The sequence below is a fragment of the Flexilinea flocculi genome (assembly GCF_001192795.1).
In the GTDB taxonomy this organism is placed as follows: domain Bacteria; phylum Chloroflexota; class Anaerolineae; order Anaerolineales; family Anaerolineaceae; genus Flexilinea; species Flexilinea flocculi.
Map to the genome: position 1 here is coordinate 1292239 of NZ_DF968181.1, position 24369 is coordinate 1316607.

1 protein-coding gene (only partly in view) is annotated in these 24369 nt (G+C 45.5%); it reads left to right on the forward strand.

This entire window lies inside a single protein-coding gene on the forward strand: locus ATC1_RS10395, encoding a tandem-95 repeat protein. The 54753-nt coding sequence extends 15075 nt beyond the window's left edge and 15309 nt beyond its right edge, so the window shows coding positions 15076–39444 — codons 5026 (complete) to 13148 (complete); the first complete codon in view begins at position 1. Both codon boundaries (start and stop) fall beyond the window edges.

Consider the following 24369-nt stretch of genomic DNA (forward strand, 5'->3'; position numbering starts at 1 on the left):
ATCCATGCGATTGCGGGCGCAGCATCCGTAGCTGCTTCAGTTAGCGGTATTGCTGGAGTATCCGTTTCAATTGGTCTCAGCATGGCATTTAATGAAATCAATAATGAAGTTAAAGCATTCCTTTATCAGGTTGATTATGCCGAATCGACCGGTGGATCAATAAGCATTGCCTCTACCGAAACAGCTTCAATTGAAGCAATATCTGCAGCAGCTTCAGTAGCTTTGGCCGGTAGTTTTGTCGGTGTAGCCGTAGCGGGTGGCGGTGCGGTTGCTTCCAATGTGATTTTAGGAAAGACCAACGCATATATTGATACAAGCATCATTAAAAGTTTTTCAGATGTGATCTTATCAGTAACGAACACATCGGTTATTAAAGCAAATGTGATTTCTGCAGCTGCATCGCTGGGCGTCGGTTTTGTGGGAGTAGCAGTCTCTTTGGGAGGATCCATTGCGATCAACCGGATCGGATATACTGCTTCGGATTCCATGAATCCAATTGAAGTAAAAGCATATATTACCAATTCCAGTATTAATGCTGGTGGGCTACTAAGTCTTACTGCCAGTGCAAATCCAACGATCCAAGCTCTTACAGCAGCTGGATCCGTTGCAATTTCTGGCGGTTTTGTTGGCGTGAGCGGTTCTGTTGCGGCAGCAGTTGCTGAGAATAAGATGGCAGCCAGTATTCAGGCATATTCATCAAACGCCATCAGTCCTTATGTAATTGTTGGTTCTTTGAGTTTCCAAGCACAGGACGCCTCAATCATAACCGCAACAACCGAGGCTGTGTCATTGGCAGGTGCTTTTGGAGCGGTTGGTGTATCAATTTCGATAGGCGCTGCTGATGCCAAAAATACAATTACGAACAATGTGACTGCATCAATTTCGAATTCAGCTGGTGTAATAGCCAACATCGGTGCAATCATTCTGGAAGCAATCGAAAATGCAAACATTAATGCAACGAGTGGAGCAGCATCAGCATCTGCTGCTATTGGAGCAGTAGGAGTTGCCCTGAGCGGTGCCGGTGCAAATGCGATTAATGTCATTCAATCAAAGGCAACTGCTTATGTGGTGAACAGTAATTTGTCAGCAACGGGAACAAATACATCTTTGGATGTCAGAGCCGGCGATATCGATGTTCTTGCCAGTAATATGGCATCGATCACAGCACTGATTTTAACTTCCAGTGGTTCTGTAGGAGGCGGTGGAGTTGGAGTGGCTGGTTCCATTGGCGTTGGAATATCTCGGAACTATATCGGATATGATTCCAACGGGAATCCATTGACGGAAGCTGACGCAGCTCAGAGCAAAGCCTATATTATGGATTCCAGTGTGACAGCTGTCGATGATCTGCAGGTTAAAGCAATTTCAAATCAGACGATCGATGCGTCCGTCCTTTCCGGTTCAGTTGCAATTGCCGGTGGTGCCGTAGCAGTTGGTGCTACTGCAGCCGGTGCAAGCGCTTATAACTATATTGGAATGATTGTCAAAGCCTATCTGCATGGTGTTGTAAATCTAAGTGCCGACAGTATTACGATCTTAGCAAAAGATACATCCTCGATTAACGCGTTAGCCGGTTCAGCGTCTCTGGCATTCACAATTGGCGGCGTCAGTGTTGCTATTTCTGTTGGTGCAGGCACAGCAGTCAACGTGATTAGTACGGTAGTCGAAGCCTATATTGAAGATACGAATAGTAATGTGACTTATTCCAGCTCTCAGGGAAATAAATACTTATCCAACGGTACCCGAATCTATGTCGAAAAGAACTATGCTCCTGTTGATTTTTCAGTGATTTATGCCAGTCAACCGGAATCAGTAAAATACGGTGATAATGTATTGCTTTCTGATGATTATGCAGTACCAGATTATACCTATGTCAATGGAGTATCACAGTCAGTTGCGCTAGAATATGGCGATTATGTGAAAGCATCTACTGATTTAGTTTATAAATATATCGGATCGGGTTACAAAAGTACCGGACTGAATATTGATTTGAAAGATGTAATATTTACTGATTCAACAAAGTGGGTAAAAGTCAGCGGGCAAGCTGGCCGAATTTACAAGTATTTAGGGACAGACGGATCAATTAATATTGCGCGACAAGATTATGATAACTCCTCTATTTGGAGAATAATCGGTGGAATTGAGGGAAATGTTTATGCATATCTCGGTGCTGATGCTTCTGTTAACCTGAGTTTTCAAGATTATCAAAACAGTAGCTTATGGCGAGATGTCAGTATTGGAGATATTACGATTGAAGCAGTCGAAAGTGCTACGATTACGGCTAAAGCAATGGCTGCCAGCGCAGCAGCCGCTATTGGCGGAGTTGGAATCGGTTTCAGTGGCGCAGGCGCAGATGTGAAAAATGTGATCCTGACGGACACATCGGCTCATATCAACAATAGCACGATTCATCAAAGCGGTTCTTTGAATATCCATGCCAATAATGATGCTGTGATCCATGCTGAAGTTTTATCTGCTTCTGCGGCATTAGGCGGCGGTGTGTTAAGTGGAGCCGTTTCGATCGGTTCTTCCACAGCGAAAAACTATGTGGGATATAAACTGGATGATACGAGTAATCCTCTGATCGTTAAGGCATATATTACGAACAGTAATCTATACATCGGCGGAAATGTTGATATTACCGCCGAAATGGAAGCCTCCATAACCGCAACGGTTGGCGTAGCATCCGCATCAGCCGCAGCAGGGTTGATCGCAGGAGCGATCAGCGGAGCAGGAGCCGATGTACAGAATAAAATCGCTTCCAACGTTTTTGCATATATCAGCCATTCGACAGGCGGTATTCTTAAAACAGATGGAAGTATTTCGATACTGGCTCAGGACACGTCCACAATCAACGCTTCTGCCGTAGCAGCTTCTTTGGCGGCAGCGTTTGGGTATAGCGGCAGTGTTGCTGTTTCAGTCGGTGTTACGCTGGCGACCAATACCGTATACAACCAGGTTTCTGCTTTCATGGATCAGATGAATGTAAGAAATTATTCTGGCGGCTTGAGTATTAATTCTATCGAAAATGTCACCATTACTGCTTCAACCACCACAGCTTCAGTAGCATTGGCTATATCCAGCTTTGGATTTGCCTTTTCCGGTGGCGGCGCATCTGTTAACAGCACAATTAATACAACTACCAAAGCCTATATCATCAACAGCACATTAAATTTGGCAGGGGATTTATCTGTAAGTGCAATCAATACCAGCAAAGCGGACATTGGTTCCGGTGTCATTACGCTCTCAGCAGGACTGATCAGCGCAGCGGTCTCCGGTTCTGTATCTGCCGCGTCAATCATTCAGATTGTGGAAGCTTATATTGAAAATTCTGATATCACCGCACAGGATATTCTGATCGCAGCCATAGGGAATCCCGAAGCAAAAAGCCAGGCAATCGGATTTACGGTCAGTACCGGTGCCTCGGTTGGTGTTTCAAAAGCGACCGCCAGTGTAAATTCGAATGTGAATGCGCATATCGATGGCATTAGTGTCTGGGTGACCGGCGCAGAAAAAAGAATTACTGCAAATTCGTTGGAAGTGAACGCACAATTAAAGTTTGATAACAACAGTACCTATGCATATGCTCAGGGTTCTTCTGGTGGAATTTTGTTGGGTGTAGATGCGACGGTCACTGAGGTGACGACAACCAGCATCGTAAACAGTTCAATCGGCGATCATATGATTTTTGATATTGCTGCAGAAACAAATGTTGCAGCCAGTAATTTTATTCGGCAGCAAGCCATTTCAAACAGCGCAGCAGTTGGCATGATTGCCGTAGGTGTTACTAAAGCCAGCGCAACTTCAAATCTTACCACGACAGCGACTTTGGGCGCATTTACGCAATTAACAGGAGGCAGTCTGGGAATTTATGCAACCGGTGATGCGTACGATTATGCAGAAACAACAGCAGGCGCCGGTGGTGTCGTTGGAGCGGCTGCGGCTCGTCCTTATGTAAGCAATATCAGTCATACGACTGCGGGAACTGAAAATGATTCTGATATCGATCTCGTAACAAAAGGTGGCGATAATACCGGAAAATTGGATATTGTTGCCTCACAGCTTTCATCAGGCGGCACAAAAGTGATTACAACAGCATATGGCGCCTTATCTGGAAGCGGCGCAGATGCAGACTATAACTTGAATTCAACAGTTACTGCTTCTGTTGGTGATAATACAGGAATTAACGCATTCATTGTCAACATTGGGGCGATCAACCGTACTGATATACAAGATCATATTTCAGGCAGTACTGGTGGTTTAGTCAGTGGCGCTGGATCTGACAGCGATTTGAGCATCTATCTTTCAACACTCGTCCATATCGGTTCAAATGTCACCATCAACGTGGTAGGTCTTTCCTCCAATGATTCTGTCTTTTCAATTTCGGCATTAAATATCTTAGAAGCTCATGACAATGTGACTTTTAAGACTGCCGGAGCTTTATCAGGGGCAGGAGTGGATTCGACGATCAATGTGTCATTTGATCGTGCAAGAGTTGAAGTGGGTGCAGGATCTGAACTTTATAGTGTCGGAGCTATGGACATTTCAGCCCGAGGTCAGGGTGATCTTACTACCGATGTGGCTGCTGAAACCTATGGGGCAGGAACCGTGACAGTCGGAACTGCAAGGGTTGAATTACATCCTATTAATCAAATTTTTATCGCAGGAAATACCGTTGAAAATCCTACGCTTCTTCGCGCTTTTGGTGACCTCAACCTTTCTGTTGGACGCGATTGTGATCCGAACATGGTTGTCAGTCCAGATGCATATAAGGTACAAGCGCATTGGGACGGATTTGCCGGCTCTGCAATTCCTATATCCGATATTAATGCAAAAGCATTTATCGTCCAACAAAACACGATTAATATTGCTTCAGCTACGAAATTGGAGACAGGACGTCAGGCAAATTTGTATGCGGAACGTCTCGGAAGTGTTGATTTGGAAGGTAAAGCCAAAGCAGTGAGTTGGGTCAGCACTGCTCAGGATGCAATTAACAGCGCTCTTGGTGGTGGCGGCGAAGAACAATTTTGCGGAGATGAGTTGGCAGAAGCACACGGTACTGTTGAAATGAATGGCATTATTGAAACGGGATTAACCAGAAATCAAAGACTGACCCTGTCTTTTAATAGTACAACAACTGAAATAACAGGTGTTGGAGACTTAGGAATAACTTTCTCGCTCAGCTATAAAGACGTTGAAAGCCAACTGGTTCAAGAATTGGAAAATGCTGAAAGTTTACTGGCTCAATATGGTTACACTAATTCGACATTAAAGACTTTTTATGAATCGGAAATTGCCAGAATTAAAGCGGAATTAAATGACCTTGGATTGGCGATATATATTTACAAGGTGGGTGGCGTAATTACAGAAACATCAGTCTATAACGGCGAAACCAACCTGGTCGATACAGTCTACCCAACAAAAAGCGTTATGACAATAACAATCGGACCAATTTGGGCACAGGCGGGTGTCATCGATGTTCGTGCGGATCAGTTAATTGGAAGCGGAGAATTTATCGCCCCCAGCAATACGGAAGTCACGATTACGAACAATACACCCGCATTTCTGGAAATATCAGGTATTACGATTCCTGCAGTAAACGGGGGATTATTCTTCAATGGCGTTTTGATGGAAAGCAATACGCAAGTCGATGATGCCAATAAAGTCAACGTTGATGATGACAATGCACAAGGTTTTAACGGTGTTGATCCGACGTTTATCCAGGGAACAGCTTCCTTTACCATACCGGTAGTTACAAGCGGAAATGTTCCTTCAATAACGATACAAAATACGATGAATGTTTCCGAAGTATCAACGCCCGCAGGTGATGTTTATTCCTGGCCGGATATTTTGGTACTTGGCCCTGATAATGGCGGAAGCGGTATTTACAATGACAATGGAAATGTTGTTTTAGCCACTATGGGAACAGGCAATATTCGCATTGAAGGAACAATTCGAGCAAAAAACCTTACCGTAGTTGCTGGTGGAGATGTGTTTATTACTGGAGTCTCAACCTATGCAGTCGGCGGTGAGCCGGCAAGTGTCGTTTCTGTAGCTACAACGGGAACATATGGGGCTGGCAGCGCTACCGCAGCCGGTGTCGTATCAGCTTTCATTTTGTATCCAATTGATAAGACTCTTAAAGATTCATTTACCTATGCTGTCGGAAATGCTGTAAAAAGTCCGTATAGTTTATATGGGGACCGCATTCACATTGACGCGGAATATATCAATGTGAACGGTATCATTCAGAGTGGCCTCGATGAATATGTGCTGACGATTGATTCATTGGCGTTGCAGGAAGCTTCAAATCTGATCAACCGCGGTCGTTCAGGCCGGATCTATTTAACGAATACTTCTGCAAAATTCAATGGCTTTCTGGTTTACTACAATACCAATACGCAGAAATTTGAAATTGATGAAGTTAAATCGAGCGGTGGTTATATCGAATTGTTTGGCCGCGTCCTGAATACCGGTTATGGTGAGATAAAAGTTCTTGGCGGTTATTCCGATGTGACGATCACCAATTCAACCTCAAAAGGACTCAAATTAAATCGTATTGACGTATCTCAACGCGGATCGGGCGTGTTATTAATCTATGATAAGAATGCCGGGGAACCTTCTGGGATCTCTACTGCAACCCATATTAGCGGCCAGGATTACCTGACACTGTATCAATGGACACCGACAGGTGTAGTGGTTACAACGAATGGCGGAACCAATTCTACGGAGATCGCGGCATTCACTGGATATACTTCTTATTATCAACCAGAATTAGACTGGCGTTACGGTTGGACAACCCTGGTAAAACAAAATCTGATTAAATATAAATATGTCAAAAGCGGTTCCTGGTTGGGAGCTGTTCCGGATATATTTCAAGATGAAGATTTCGAATGGGATTCAATCGAAATCCAGGGAACGCCTACTTACGGTGGCAGCGGACCCTATTATTACAAATCTGTTTCATCTGATGTGGATTATAGGGATGATTACTATTACAATATGCAGGTAGTCACGACATCCGAAGGCCCAATTGTTCGGTATTGGCATCACGATTACTGGACATGGTATTTGAGTCATGTTTATGAAGCAAAATACAGGCAGGTAATCGCCCAGGAAATTTATCATAACCATACATTGAAAGCTGATTTACCGATAAAAATCAGTTTTATCGGTCAAGCGACATCCACAGTGAGTATCACTTCAGGTGGAAATATTGAAATGTCAGGCCCGATCTTGAATCCGGAAGGCATTACGAATATTTCCACTTTAGGATCATTGGTAGGATCTGGCGATAATGCTTATATTTCGAGCAGGAAGATTGAATTGTCTGCATCGGGTGATATTGGAAGCATGATCAACCCGTTCCTGGTAAACACATCCGAAATTTCTTATACATATACAAGTGCGGATGGCACAAAGACGCTGAACACACCTGCATATTTATATGAATCAACAGAGGGTTCGAAACAAATAAAACCGCATGATACGATTCGACTGGCAAATAATTATTCGTCCAGCTTAGGGCGTGGCGGAGCAGTATATGAGTATCTTGGTGCTGTTACAACAACAGTCAATCTTTCTACTGTGAATTACTTCAATACCAAACTCTGGAAGATGCATTACAGCGGTACTCAGGATGTCGTAAAATCCGGAGATAATTATTATATCTATGTCGGACCTTCGGCGAAACTGGCTTTGGGCGCTCAGACGTATTCTGATACAACCAAGTGGAATCTGATTACATTGCTTCCCAGTTTGAAAGTGAATTCAACATCAGGAAATATCACGATCACCGAATTAGCCGGAACGATGCATGTTGATCAGATTACTTCCGGAAACGGCGGCGATGTGACACTTTCCTCCAATGGCGCGATTCAACCTGCTCAGCAGAATTCGACAACCTGGTATGAAGGATTGGTACAGGGCGGTAATGTTACCTTATTTGCAGAAGGTGGCGGAATCGGAGCTAGTTCGACACGACCGTTGATACTTGATTCAGGATTTGTACAAGATGCTGCCATTTTAGCGAAACTGAATTCTCTGACAGTTGTCCCGGGTGCAGTCATTTCTGCAATGACCACTTCAGGTTATTTTTCGGCAGTTGGACTAACCGAAACTGATCTGGTTGATGGTAAATTTACTCCGTCAATGCTTTCAGCGATGCGTACTTCAGGAACTGAACTACCGGATTCTGTAATTTCGGCGATGCTCAAAACCGGATTTATGCCCCAGGAAATTATCCTGATGATGCGCAATTCCCGTGTTAATATTGAATCTTCGGGAAATGTATACCTGCAGGAAAAGATTGGAGATCTGTCACTCGAATTATTGAATGCGGTTGGTCAGGATGTCTGGCTGCAAGTTTTGTCTGGTGGATTATACGATGCCAATTCCGTCCAAATACGAGATGAACGCACGTATGAAGAGTTGAAAAATGGGGTATGGAGTTCCCTGCAGTTGGTGGGTAATGATGCGTTGAATAAAAAAGCAGAAACTAAATCCGCATATGCATCGACGCGCGAACGAGAATATCTGACCTATTGGAATTATCGCAATACAACAACTGATCCGACGATCTATATTTCAGGAACTACAATTGGCTTGACAACAACAGAAACTGATTATTATTCTGATTTTTACAGACAACAGGGAATCAGCGAAGGCAAGAGTGGAACGGAATTAGATGGATATGTGCAAAATGCGTTAGACGCTTTAATCAGTATGCGTTCTGAGCAATATGCAGTATTACATGAACAGTTTGCACAATATTTTACAAGTCACAGTCAAACTTTTCCGACATTCTATGATCCGAATTTTGATTACGTTTTGACTGCTTCGGAAGATGCAAGTATTAATAATGGAATTAAAGTTTGGACAGAACTTGAACTGCTCAGCCTGTTAGGCGGTGGTTTACTGAAGGCGATTACTGATACAACCGTCAATGAAGAAGCTCCGAACATTATTGCTAAGAACATTATGGTAATCGTTTCAGCCGGTGTTGGTACGACTGAGGGGCAGACAATCATTGATCTTTCAACAAAACCGGATCCGGTAACTTTTACGGATGATGAGCGGGTAGCTTTAGCTGCGGCAGAACGCAAGGATATTGTCTATCTCAGTCATGATATAGTAGAGACACGCGTCAATTTCAACAAAGAAACTGGAACGATCACCAGTATTGATGGTACAGACTGGCTTGCCAATGGATTCACTGCAGGTATGTACTTGTATGTGGAAGGTTACTCGGACAATTCAACGTTTGAAGGATTATATTATCAAATTTACAGCCTCACCAGCACTGTCATAACACTCAAAGGCAAAGGACTGAGTGCAGCAAATATTCCGAATATCGATCTGAATACATCCGAGTCCGCGGTTAATATTAAGATCGGCTCAGCGATTCCCAGCCCCAGCACTCCTGTTTTGGGAAATGAAGTTAGTACAACTGCAAGTTTTTATGACAATGGATTAGATTCTGACACCATCGTCCGGACGACAGGCAGCTGGATATCGGATGGTTTCCAGACTGGTATGCGGATAAGAATTACAGGATCCATCACAAATTCAAATCGGTATGATGAATATTATACAATTTCATCGGTTAACACGACTACAATCACGCTTGCATCCTATGATCAGCTCCACAATGAAACCGGGCAAACGATTACAATTGCCGGCGGTTATTTACCGGTAATTCACAAGATACTCATCAATGATCGCGATGATGTGGATGTTACCGCAACGGGTAAGATCAATATTTCTTCAGATGAACAAATATTTCTGGGATCTGAAGAAAACATGGATATTGAAACCATTACCTCTACGAATAACGGACCAATACGAATTAAAAGCGGTGGAAGTATCTTAAATGCAACAACCAATGCATTTAATGTGAGCGGTGGTGATCTGATTCTTGAGGCAGCCGAAGGAACGATCGGTACGGATCTTAGACCGTTTTATATCAATCTGAGCAATACAGGCGAGTTGACAGCACGTGCAAATGGTGTGATTTACATTTTGGAGAGTTCGGACTTTGATATCTACGAAGGAGGAACAATCCCGAATCATTTCTCTCCCGGCACGGCTGGTGATATGCGCGTAGCTACAATTTTCTCCAAGACTGCAGGTGTCTATTTGTGGTCCGACGGTTCGATCATTGATGGATTGGATAATGAATTTACCAATATTCAAGCCAATTGGATTGAACTTACAGCCGGAAGCGGTATCGGTGAGATTGGAGATTATCTGGACATCAATCATACTTCCAGCGGAATGATTACAGCCACGGCTGCCCAGAATATCCTGCTTAATCAAACCGAACTCAGTATGAATGTACGCAATATTCTTTCACGAAATGGTGATGTTTCTCTGAAGGCTGAATATTCTATTCTGGATGCAGTGGATCTCAATGATCCGCTTGATCCATATTCAGGCAATGCATCTGGCGGATCACCTGCCTGGGCTGGTGTAGATATCATTGGAAATAATATTACGCTTGAGGCTGGCAGCGGTTACATCGGGATGGCAGATAACCCGCTTGACATCAACTCAGCATATTCCGGACCAGGTACATTAACTTCTTCTTCCGGACTCGAAAATGAGGCTTTGGTTTCCAATACGTATGTCATTGAGCCAAGTGGCAACTTATGGCTGAATACTGTCAGTACAAATTTGAGCACACGATCAACCGCATTTATTACAACACCAACAGGAAGTATCTATAATGGCAGCGCAAGTGGGTTCAATGTCATCTCTGGTCAGACAAAATTAATCGCTTCCGAAAATATCGGCACTTCGGCAAAACCGCTGACATCTCAGGTGGGAAGACTTGAAGGAAATGCTCTCCATGGCGGAATTTGGATCGAAAATACCGGGGCGTTATCAACAGGTGGCGTTTCCGGAGATAGTGGCAACATCCAAGGTGCCGGTATAGTTGATATTACTGCCCACAGTCCGATCACGATCGATCATGATGTCATTTCAACTGGCGGACCTGTAAAAATCACTTCAATGGATGACAGTGGAGATGATAGGATTACCGTCAACGAAGGCAATAAAGTGGAATCTCTGATGTCCTATGTCTGGCTGCGCGCTGGCGATCAAATCGTAGTTCAATCGGGAAGTCTCATTAATGCACATACAACCGCGATGTTTAGTGTTGAGATCGTCAATCCGGCGATCGATCCGGATGGATCCGCAATATCAGGCGATTCGGGATCAGGAAACGCTGATGGAGCCGGCGGCAGTATCTCCTTGTTCGGCACGATTAACACGAATAAAATCGTAATCACCGGCGGGAATGATGCCGATGAGATTTATATTGATACTCAGACTGCCCTGGTTTACACAGACATTTTAGGAGGAACAGGTGATGATCGCATCACTTTGCACCAGCTAAAACCGATTTTCACTGCTGGCGATACTGTAAATCTGGATGGTCAGGGCGGCACAGATTATTATATTGTTGACCTCGTTGGATCGAGCCATTATCTGATCAATGTCAATGACACGGGAGCGGGTGATGATGGTGTGGATGTCCTAACAATTAACGGAACGGAAAACAATGATTTATTCCTCTTAAGAAAACTTTTTGTAGCATTGATAAATGAGGATATCGACGGTAATGGTGATGGATTTGATGATGTCGAACGGATCAATTACAACCAGAGTATCAACGGACGTTTGCAGGTAAACAGCCTTGAAGGAAATGATACATTTTATGTGGATGATAACAGCGCAATCACAACGTTGGATGGCGGCGCTGGCAATGACCTTTTCCAGTTTGGACAATTATTCAAATCACAACGGGATTCATTAGCAGGAATAGCGGTTGCTGATCAATTTCAGACTGTTGAAACAACCCGTGGTTGGTTGAGTAATGGAATATCCCGTCCGTTGACTGCCTATGGTGATATCGGGAATGACATTTTCCAGGTTTACCATAACCTGGCGGTTCTGCGTCTTGAAGGCGGAGACGGTGATGATACTTTTACGGTCCGTGCTTTTGTCGTCTTAAACGAACTGTCCAAACAGGCGATGACCTACATCAACAGCGGTACCGGTACAGATAAAATTCAATACGTGATCAATGCTCCGGTCAGTATCGATGGCGGAGATGGTACGGATACCGTTGTTATCATCGGTACTGAATTTAGTGATAATTTTGTGATCACCAAGTCCGGAGTTTATGGCGCCGGTCTGAATGTAACCTACGAAAATGTGGAACAAATTGAGCTCGATGGAATGGAAGGAAATGACAACTTCTACATTCTTAGCACCAGTGAAGATTGGTCTGCTGTAGTTGTTGGAAACCGCGGCAGTGACACCTTCAATGTAGCAGGAGATGTGGATGTCGATGTAATCAGTAATGATTTGATGGGATTCAGCGCTGCCATTCATCATACCATTGATACCCAGGATCCATATTATCGCTATACTGTGATTGATGATGTCAGTATCCGAGCTGTGACAACAGATTCTTCCTCAGTGATCATATCTGAGTCTTCCGCTTATACCCAGGTGGATGAAACAATTTCAGGTGGAACGATTGATAGTTACACCATTAAATTATCCAAAGCCCCCACTTCGACTGTTTATCTTACAGTTTCTGCGCCAATTTCCACACAATTGGAAATTGCTGGCGGCGGCAAGACCGCAGAAGTATCGACGGATGGATTGAATTTCAGATTCGCAACTGTGGTTGTGTTCACTCCTGATAATTATGCTGTTGCTCAAACAGTTTATGTTAGAGCGGGGTGGGACACGTTGGTTGAGAAGAATCGCGTTGTTGAAATCAGTCACAGTATCAACAGTGAAGACGCTGCATATGAAAATACTGCTATAAAGAATATTCGAGTTACAGTCCGGGATAATGACTGGAGCAATATTTTTATTGACCAAATAGATTCCACCGGAAATCCTGATGGGATAACTCAGATCGTTGAGAGTGGCGGCAGTGTAGCAGTGGATCGATACAATGTCTCGCTGACCCACGAACCTGAGGATACTGTAAATGTTTCATTCGCTCTGGACAGTCTGAGCATTGGTCAGGTTTTACTTTCTGCAAATGGGACTGATTTTTCGTCTACATTAAACTTGACTTTTACTGCAGCCAACTGGAATACATTTCAGACTGTATATGTCCAAGCTGTTGAAGATAATTTGGCGGAGGGAAAACATACTGCCCGTATTTTGCATACCTTAACCAGCGCAGGTGATTCCGCATTCAATAACGTTAATGCCAAACAGGATGTAACCATTCGGGATGCTGCGAGTGTCATTATTACAGAAACAAACGGTTCGACTTATGTGATTGTAGGAGCCACTGATGGTTCTCAGACCGATACGTATTCAGTTGTTCTGAGTTCTCAACCGCAGTATGCCGCAGGTGTCGATGTTTCCGATAATGACAAAGCAGTTGAAAACATTCTTGATCTTACCTCTGTCACAATAAAAACACCACCCAATCATGGGACGACCAGTATTAATTTGGTTGATGGTGTAATCACATATACTCCTGCATCTGGCTATGTTGGAGAAGACAGCTTTGTATACAGCATTTGCGACCTTAGTGGTAAGTGCAACGAGGCTACAGTGCATGTTGTCAATAATCCGGCAGCCCTAAATCCTGTTGCAGTCGATGATCAGACAATCATTAATGAAGATGTGTCGGCCACAATCAATGTATTGGAAAATGATGTCGCAAATGGAGCTACATCCTTAACCGTAACCAGAATCAGCCAGGCTGAACATGGGATCGTCTCTCTTAATGCCGGTATTGTTTCATACACACCGTTTGCTGATTTCAATGGAGATGATCGCTTTACCTATATGATGTGCGATTCATTAACCGGTGCATGCGGAGTGGCTACCGCTCGCATAACGATTAATCCGGTCAATGATGCACCTGTTGCCCGCGATGACTTAGCGGTCACAACGAAGGATACTTTTGTAATGATCAACGTCTCTGATAACGACAATGACGTTGATACCGATAATACCCTGAATTTATCTTCACTCACGGTAACCACTGGACCATTGCATGGAACAGTTGCATCACAGCCGGATGGCAGAATTCAATATTATCCCGCATCCGGTTATGTCGGAACAGACTCATTTGTTTATCAGATCTTTGACAGTTTTTCAAGTCCGGCTTATGGAACTGCAACGGTGAATGTCTATGTCAATGCTTCACATGCAACGATTGCCATGGCTGATTCTGGTTCTACGGATCAGGAAACGAGTCAAACCTTCGATGTAACCAAGAATGATAAAGGCTCGAATCCCACAACGATCATTGCTGTAACCCAGCCGTTGCATGGGTCTGTCACGATTGATGCTAATAATAAGGTTACTTACATACCTGCATTGAATTACTCCGGTCAGGACAGTTTCAATTATGTTATACAGGATGCCGATTCAGTATACGATATGGCTGTTGTTTCAGTGACGGTCAATCCGGTTGCTAAAGCTCCAATTGCTCATGACGACCTGGTAATCGTCGACAGCACTGTCATTATTAATATATCCCCTTCGGATACAGCCTTTGATCCTACCCCGAAACAGTTGATTTTCAATGCCTCTAATTGGGATACTCCGCAATGGGTGACAGTGACAGGTATAGACACTCCCAGTGGTGAACCCACCATTCTGCATTTTGCTTCCAGCAGTCATCGCGTCAACGAGATTCGCGGACCACTCGAAGTCTTAGGTGGAATCCTTCCAGGTTCCGATCGCTCACTATCCGGTCCACTCACACTCCCAACGGAAACCAACCAGTATGTACCAACAGGAACAGTTAATTCTGTTACTGAGACAACGCTTACATTTAATGATCCCATTTCAAATTCGCAATGGTCGCAAATCGAATCTGATCTGAATACCTACGCAAGTGAAGGTATTATGTTCGTGGCAATTATTGATCCGGTGACAGGTGAAGAAACCTATATTCAGAAGATAGCAGGATATTCGGTTTCCGAAGGAAATAATATCATTACACTGGAAGCGCCGGGTTGGACGACAGTACCCATGGCTGGTTCTCAATTTGTCGTATTTTTTGCCAGCCCAACTTTATTTGTGGATGAAACAACCCAGACTGATACATTGAATGTATATAACGATGGTAGTCCAACCGATGATTTGGGAGAAATTACTGATACCCGAACAGGTATTGAAGGTTCCGTTAGCGCTTCGACAGGGACCGTTTTAACCGTTGTTCCATCAACAAGCTTGGAAACGAATTGCTTATCTAATTTGATGATTGGACTGCTTGATTCAAATGGCAACATTCTTGAACAGAGGACAATTATTGAGAACACTGCGAATACCATCACTGTGGAATCTGCCTGGACCACCACACCTGTCTCCGGAACTGCTTTCCGTATTTATTATAAAGATCCTCTGCTTTCCAAACGGCTGACCGGACTGGGAATGGGTTATCCGAATGATGTCAACTACGATGGCATTACGTTCAGCGATTTGGAAGCAATTAATATCTATCTGGGATTCGGTAATGATACATTTAATGTGGCCGACTCGCTGCCCGGTGGCATGACAACGATCAATAGCGGTCGGGGAAGCGATACTTTAAACCTGACCGAGCTGAATGGAGATCTGACAATAAACGGTGGAGAAGATGCAGATACCTTTAATGTTCATCTGTTCAGTTCTTCAACTGCCAAAGTCATCTTAAATGGAGATGCTGGAAATGATACTTTCCATTTCTACACCGATGGAATTTCTCCAAGCCTGGTCTCCTCACTGGATGGCGGTTCAGGAGATGACACCTATATTTTGGATCAGTCCTGGGGACAAATTGACAGTCTTGAAGATTCTGGCGGTGGTGATGATACCTTCGACTTCCGAAATGTTACTGATCGTCTGCGGGTAAATATCACCAGTACGGCTGTAACAGCCACGATCGGTAATGTATTTGATTTGGCTTTCGCAAACAGCCTGACTCACTTTGGAAATACCATTGAGTATATTCTTGGCGGACAGAATAATGATTCCTTTAATTTTGCAGATGGTGCAGCTTTAGCAATCGGCGATGCCTTCTCTACGGATAAACAAATTGACGGTTACACCGGAACAGCAGATCTGATTAACTACGCAGCATATAGCGTTGCTCATCCTGTATTTGTGGATCTATATAAATTCATAGCGACAGGTTTAACCCGAGTGGAGAATGTGGAAAACGTTACCGGCGGTTATAGCGATGATACGATTTATGGTGATGATCAAAATAACGTTTTGAACGGCAGTTATGGCAATGATGTCCTGGCTGGAGGTAAAGGCAACGATAGTTATATGTACTTGCCCGATTGGGGAGAGGATTATGCTCTTGAACTTGATGGAGAAGGCAGCGATACAATCAGCTTTTACGCCTATGTTGGAGATACAATCACTTTTTCGTCGCAACCTGTCCTGAATGATTTGTATATTCAATTTATGGACGCACCTGCGCTTTATAACACGGTAACAGATATTTATTCACCCAATCATTTGAATTTCAGCCCACGCCAGTTTGAATACATTTATGGCGGTATGGGGCGTGATTCGTTGTTTACCCTGAATCAGAACAGCCAATTTGATCTGGACGGGCGGACACAGGATTCGGATCCTGAATTTACGCCGGAAAACGCAATGATCCAACTGGCTGATTCCGAGACCAACGATTATACAGCGCTGGATGATCATTGGAATCTGAAATTTATGAATTTGGAACGGCTGCTGGCTGGCAATCAAACGGACACATTCAACATCCTTGAAAATCAGGTGTTTGAATTGCATGGCGGAGCGGGAGATGATACGTTCTGTTTCAGCGATGGTGTCAGTATGAGCGATCTGACTGGTACCGTTCATCCAGGATTCCAATCTTCGATTGATGGGCAGGGAGGTGTCGATACAATTGATTTTGCGCTGTTCTCGACAGCAATCAACATAAATCTGGCTACCGGACAGGGGAATCAAATTTCATCCTCTGCTTCAGGCCGGTTAGTTGCGATCGAAAACCTGATTGGTGGATCCGCTGCGGATACGCTGCTGGGTGATGCCGGCGACAACCGGATTACTGGGAATACCGGCAATGATGCAATGGCCGGTGGCTTAGGAAATGACACCTTTGTCTTTGCAGACGGCTGGGGATCCGATACGGTAACAGAACTACCGGCCGAAGGAACCGATCTGCTCGACTTTTCTGCTGTTACAAACGATCTGACCTTCAATCTGTATACAGATGGTTTATCCGCCGGCTATGATACCAACTTGGTATTGTATTCCGGAAATGATGTGGAGAACCTGATCGGTGGATCCAGCGATGATAATTTCATATTTAGCGATCAGGCATATTTACCGGGGAATATTGACGGTAGAGCGGGAACGAATACACTCAACTTTACGGCATACACAACCGGACGAGATGTCTTGCTGACAGGTAAAGGATCCACGATAGGATTTGCCGGTCAGGAACTTTTGTTTGGCACGACCTTTGATAATATCAATTCGATCCAAGGTTCTGATACAGCAGATGACCGGATCACCGGCATGGATGCTGCTGCCACCTTCACGATCCATTCAAGCATTAATGATTATTCAGTGGATTCAAACTTCCTGGCATTTACCGAATTTGAATATGTCAGCGGCGGCGGACTGAATGACCTCTTTAACTTTGTCGCCACGAACACCGAGATACTCGAATATCTTGGCGGAGCTGGAGATGACGTATTTGCATTGATCGGGAATATTCTGGTTCCGGGCAAGATCAACGGACAGGGCGGAACAGATACGCTCACCTATGCCGGATTTACGACAAGCGGCGTTCTTGTCAACCTCGCAGCCGGAACAGCCACAGCGATTCATAACGGACTGGCAGGCGGGTTATCCGGTATCGAAAACGTAATCGGTTCCATTTTCGCCGATACACTGATCGGAGATATCTGGAATAACCTGCTCGACGGCAATGACGGAGATGACCTTCTGAACGGTGCTGAGGGAAATGATGAACTGCTGGGTGGACTTGGCAGCGATATTTTCCAGTTCTTGGCGGACTGGGGTCAGGATATTGCATCCGACCTGGGCGGCGTACTGGATCAACTTGATTTCTCAGCGTTGGAGACTGCTTTGTTCTTTACGATCTCCATGGGAGGCATCAATGCAACTGCCGGAGGACTGGCCGGACTGACCTTCACCGGCAATTCGATTGAAAAGATTCGCAGCGGCAAGAGAGATGATGAGTTTACTTTTGAAGATGGAGCCGAATTAACCACAGAAACTGCAGGCATTACCGGTCAGATCGATGGCGGAGGCGGTACAAACCGTCTGAATTACGCTGCTTACACCAATGATGTCACAGTTGATTTAGCTGACTTACCCGATTTTGGAACTGCCACCGGTACTGGCGGGATTATCAATATCCAGGATGTATACGGCGGTTTTGGAGCTGACATCCTGTTTGGGAATGCTTTGGACAATGTGATCAGAGGTGGAGCGGGAAATGATATACTGGACGGTCGTACCGGTGTAGATACGCTGGACGAAAGCAACAGTACATTCAATTTGAGTGTTGATCTGAATCTGACTACAGCTCAGAGCACGGGTCTGGGCAGTGATACGATTACGAATATTGAGAATGTATTCACCGGTTCCGGAAATGATACGATTACCGGCAGCAGTTTCAACAACCTGCTGAACGGCGGTACCGGGAATGACACCTATCGCTTCCTGAATGGATACGGTGAAGATATCGTAAATGACATTTCAGGAATGGATACACTGGACTTTTCCAGTATCACATCCGAACTGACATTTATCTTTAATATCGACGAAACTTCAATAAAGAGCGGTTTGAACCTGGTTTCAAGCGGTACTGAGATCGAGAGCTATTTGGGAGGAAGCTCGGCGGATACATTCAATCTGAATGCCAATCGGACAGCCGATCTGTACGGCGGCAGTGGCGCGGATGGATTTATCTTTGCGGATGGAATCACACTGACGGGCGATATCGACGGACAGGCGGACAAAGACACACTTGACTGGAGCGGTAATCTGACTGCAAGGGCGGTGATTCTGACCGGAACCGGTGCCACAGATGGTTTTAATGGTACAGAAAGCAGCATTACCGGAGGCAGCTTCACGAATATCGATAAGATCATCGGATCTGGTGAAACAGACAGCCTGCAGGGTATGAACAGCGCTGCAGTTTGGAACATCGATAGTACACTGTACTATCAGGTTGGAACACATGATCTCATCTTTGCTCAATTTGAATCACTGATTGGCAATTCAGGTATCGATCGGTTTTCCTTCCATGGAACAACCGGATTTACGGGAACGTTGGACGGAGATGATGGGACCGATATACTGGACTTCACTTCCTATGATTTAGATGTCACATTAAATCTGCAGCAAATGAGCGTGACGGGACTGTCCGGCAACTTCAGTAATATCGAATCTTTTGTGGGAAAAGAAACTGTCGGCAACACTATAATCGGAATAACTTCCGGAAACGTCTTCGCTGTCAGCGGCAAACAGGCTGGAGTTGTCAATAGCTGGTTCTCTTTCACCGGAGTGGATATTCTGACCGGAACATCCGACGCAGATACGCTGGATTATACAAGCTACGTCGGCGCTGCGACCTTTAATCTGACCTCTATCGGAACAACAGATGGCTTCAACGGAACTGAAACCGGATCCGGAATTACATTTGAAAACATTAATACGCTGATTGGATCAGCTTACAGCGACTTTCTGGATGGCCTTTCTGGAGACGCAACCTGGTTGTTAAGCGGACCAAATGCCGGGCAATATACCTCGCAGTCTCGCACGATCGAGTTCAGCTCGGTTGAATCCATAGCCGGAGATAGCGGAACGAATACCCTGTCCTACAGCGGACAAACCGGTGTGGTCGCCGTAACATTGACCGGCATCGGTACGTTGCACGGCTTTACCGGAACAGGCACCTTCCTGACGACTGGCTTTGACAACATTGATATCATCACAGGCGGGAGCAATACGGCGGATATACTGACTGGTGCAGCGTTGGATGCAGTCTGGGCACTATCCGGAACACCGGTTTATTCAGCTGGCGGAAGGACGCTTAATATCACAGCGTTTGAAATGCTCGTCGGTGGCAGTGTTTCCGATACCTTCACATTAATCGGATCGAACACTTTTGCCGGAACAATCGATGGCGGAACAGGAACCGGTGTCGATACACTCGATTACAGTGCGTTCACTTCATCTGTCTCTGTTACACTGACAACCAACGGTTTGGTACAGGGTATGGCGGGCACTGCAACCGGTATTACAAACTTTGACAACATGGATGTCCTTACCGGCAGTAGCGGAACCGACACATTAACGGGTGCTGACCTTTCTGCAACCTTTGAGCTGGACGGTACTGATCGTTACTTAACCGGCACAAGGCAGGCAAGCTTCTCTGCATTTGAAGGGCTCAACGGCGGTTCAGTTGACGACACCTTCCAAATTAGCGGCACACGCACCTATGACCTGAACGGTGGAGCCGGGGATGACTGGTTTGTATTTGCAGCAGGCGGCAGCCTGAACGGTTCGCTGGATGGCAACATCGGACTTGATACCATTGACTTCTCTGCATTTACAACTTCACGAAACATCTATTTGACAACGGCATCACAGCTGGACGGATTCTCGGGAACGATTTCCGGATTAATCAGCAATTCGTTCAGCAACATAAACCGTCTGACAGCATCAACCGTTGCGGATAAAGATCAAATTTATGGATTGGATACAGCAGCTCAATGGGATCTCAATGGATCTGACAGTGCGTATTCAGTTGGTGTTGCTGCTTTGAATCTTCAGAATTTCGATCGCTATCAAGGTGGTATCTATGATGATACCTATATCTTGCATGGTGCTGAGAGCGGTTTGTTGATCGGCAATGCAGGCAATGACACCTTCCGAATGAATGATGGTGCGACGCTCCTCGGAACGATTAATGGCGGCGGTGGTATGAATTTGCTGGATTACAGCAATTACAAGACTTCCGTATCCATTGACTTGATCGAAGGGATGGCGACTGGAATTTCCTCTTTGAATTCGATCCAGAATATCTATGGCGGTTCCGCAAACGATTCACTGTACGGGAACAATGGCGAAAATATTATTAAGGGCAATGGTGGTAACGATATTCTGTCCGGCATAGACGGTGATGATACCTATCTGTTTACAGATGGATTTGGAGTTGACCAAATTACTGAGAGTACAGGAATGGACACTCTGGACTTCTCTGAAGTCAGCACAACGCTCACTTTTTCCCTCGCATCTTCCAACGTTATCAATGACGTCTTCAATCGTGTTACGTATAATGGAAATCTGATGGAGCGCTTGATTGGTGGTTCTGCGGATGATATCTTCTACTTTGCAGACGGATTTGCATTACCGGAATTCGGATGGATCAATGGCTCGGATGGATCTGACTGGCTGAATTACAACGCCTACACTACCGGTATTGCGGTCAATCTATCCACAGGGGCAGCTACCGGAGTGGTCGACGGCGTTGTCTATATTGAAAACGTGATCGGCGGATTTGGGAATGACAGCATAACCGGCAGTTCAGTAAATAACATTTTACGCGGCGGAGACGGCTCTGATTCACTGACCGGTTTGGAAGGCGACGATACGCTGGAAGGCGGAACAGGAAATGACGCGTATCTCTTCTCCGGAAATGCCTGGGGTAACGACACACTCAACGATATCAGCGGAACTGATACCCTGGACTTTACGTGGGCGTCTGACGCTCTATCCTTTCATCTGGGCACTGCATCGCTCACTGTAAGTGGCGGTGTCAATAATCTGAATGTAACAAGCGGAAATAATATCGAACGGCTGCTGGGTGGTACAGGCAATGACATTTTCATTTTTGCGAATGGTGCTAATCTGGCGGGCGGTGGTACTGGAACATATCTATCCGGTGGCAGCGGAAACAATACGCTGGATTACAATGCCTACACCGGCGGTGTCTATGTCAATCTGCTGACCGGGACCGCAACCGGAATCAACAACACGCTTCCCGGTGGCATCGACCATATTCAAAATGTAAACGGCGGACTGGTCTACAACGAGATTTGGGGTGATAACACGGATAATATTCTGACCTCCGGCTCCTCCAACGATAATTTGTATGGGCAGGGCGGAAATGATACCTATGTATTCGTTGACGGCTGGGGCACCGATTTTGTTTATGATACTGCCGGAACCGATACGCTGACCTTCATCAATCTGAGCGCGGGCGTAAACTTCACCTTCTTGATTGGATCAGCCAAGATTGCTGACGAGTTTGGAAATGTGGTAACAACCGACGGGAATATTGAAAACTTTACTGGCACCAATTTCCCAGATAACTTTATCTTTACGGATGGGGCTTCGATTTTCGGAGTTGCAGACGGACAGGGGGGGCGGGATACGCTGAATTACAGCGCTTTCACCAGCGTCCGGAATGTGGTTTTGACGAATGTGGGAAGCATAGATGGATTCAGAGGGACTGAATCATCCCTCAGCGGCTTTGACAACATGGATGTGTTGATCGGTTCCGGTTTGAGCGGGGATTCGCTGACCGGTCGCAATGCGGATGCTGCATTCCGATTGGGAACAGCCTATCAATACTTCAGTATTAACACGCTCGATTTTTCAGGCTTTGAAAACCTAAACGGCGGCACAGAAGCCGATACCTTTATCTTTGCAGCCGGGACTGTGCACACCGGAAAAATCAATGGCGGCGGCGGGACCGATACCCTGGATCTCTCAGCGCTGACTGGACGGACGGTTACCCTTACTGGCACCGGCAGCACAGACGGATTCAACGGTCTGGATGTTTCCGTCAGTGGGGGTTTCAACAATATCAATACGCTTGTGGGAACTTCCGGCGTCGACATGCTGGTCGGAGCTCCGGTTAATGGCATATTCGAATTAGACGGCAGCAATCGGTATTATTTTGGTACGAACAGCCTCGGGTTCATCGGATTTGAAACCCTGACCGGCGGATCAGCCAATGATACGTTTGCCTTTGCTGGCACCTACACCTTTACTGGCAGCCTGAACGGCGGAGCCGGAACTGATTCCTTCGATTACAGTGCCTATGATTCAGCGATAACACTCAATCTGCAAACCGACAAAATCAGCGCACTAAACGGCAGCTTCAGCGGTATGGAATGGATGATTGGTTCTGCTTCAACACTGGATACGATTATCGGAATAAATACAGGCGCGGTGTACAACATTACAGGATACGGAATCGGTACGATTAATGGAAGCTTCAGCTTCAACTCGATTGAAAATCTGATCGGCGGAAGTGGAACGGACACACTGAGTTACAGTGGATATGGAACAGCCATCACTTGGAATTTGGAGACAGGAAGTATTTCCGGGCTGAATACCTTCAGTGGAATGGAAACTGTAGCCGGTTCTGTGTTCAGCGATGCAATCCTCGCCAGAACAGCGGGCAGCACCTACATCATCAGCGGCGCCAACAGTGGTACGGCGGACGGATACACCTTCACCTCCTTTGAGAATCTTCACGGAGCAGGGGGAGCAGATAGTTTTGCTTTCAGCGGAACCGGCGTTCTTTCCGGACAGATTAACGGTGGAGACGGAACAGATACCCTGACTTATACGGCTTACACAGGTCCGGTAACGATCAATCTCAATACCCGGACAGCAACCGGAATCAGCGGCGGATTCGGTGGAATCGAGACATTCATCGGTTCATCAGCTTCAGACGAATTGGTCGGTGAAAACAGCAACTCGAATTTCAACTTCACAGGCTCGAACAGCGGAACGGTTTCCACATATAGCTTTACCTCCTTTGAAAAGGTGACAGGCGGCAGCGGGACGGATACCTTCAGCTTCCATATGGGAGCATCCATTTCCGGAGCACTGAACGGCGGAGCCGGTACGGACTGGATCGACTTCAGAACCTATGGCGCAGGTGTTACTGTTAACCTGCTGGCCGGAACTTCAACTGCGATAAGCGGAATGATCAGTTCTATAGAAAATATTTACGGATCAGTTTCATCCGATACATTAATTGGTGATAACCAGTCCAATGTAATTAACGCAGTGGGTGGAACGGATACAATCCAGGGCAACAACGGAAACGATATCTTCATATTCCCAGCTGGTTCATTCTTCTCGGGAATATTAGATGGCGGAGCCGGAACAGACAGCATGGATTTCAGCCCGTTCACAACCGCGACAAATGTAATTCTCAACGGACTTGCAGCGATCGATGGCTTCAACGGTACTGCAAACGGTAGCCTGTTTACCAATATGGAGAGCCTGACTGCTTCCGGTATCGGCGGGGACAGCCTGACCGGAATGAACACGGCTTCA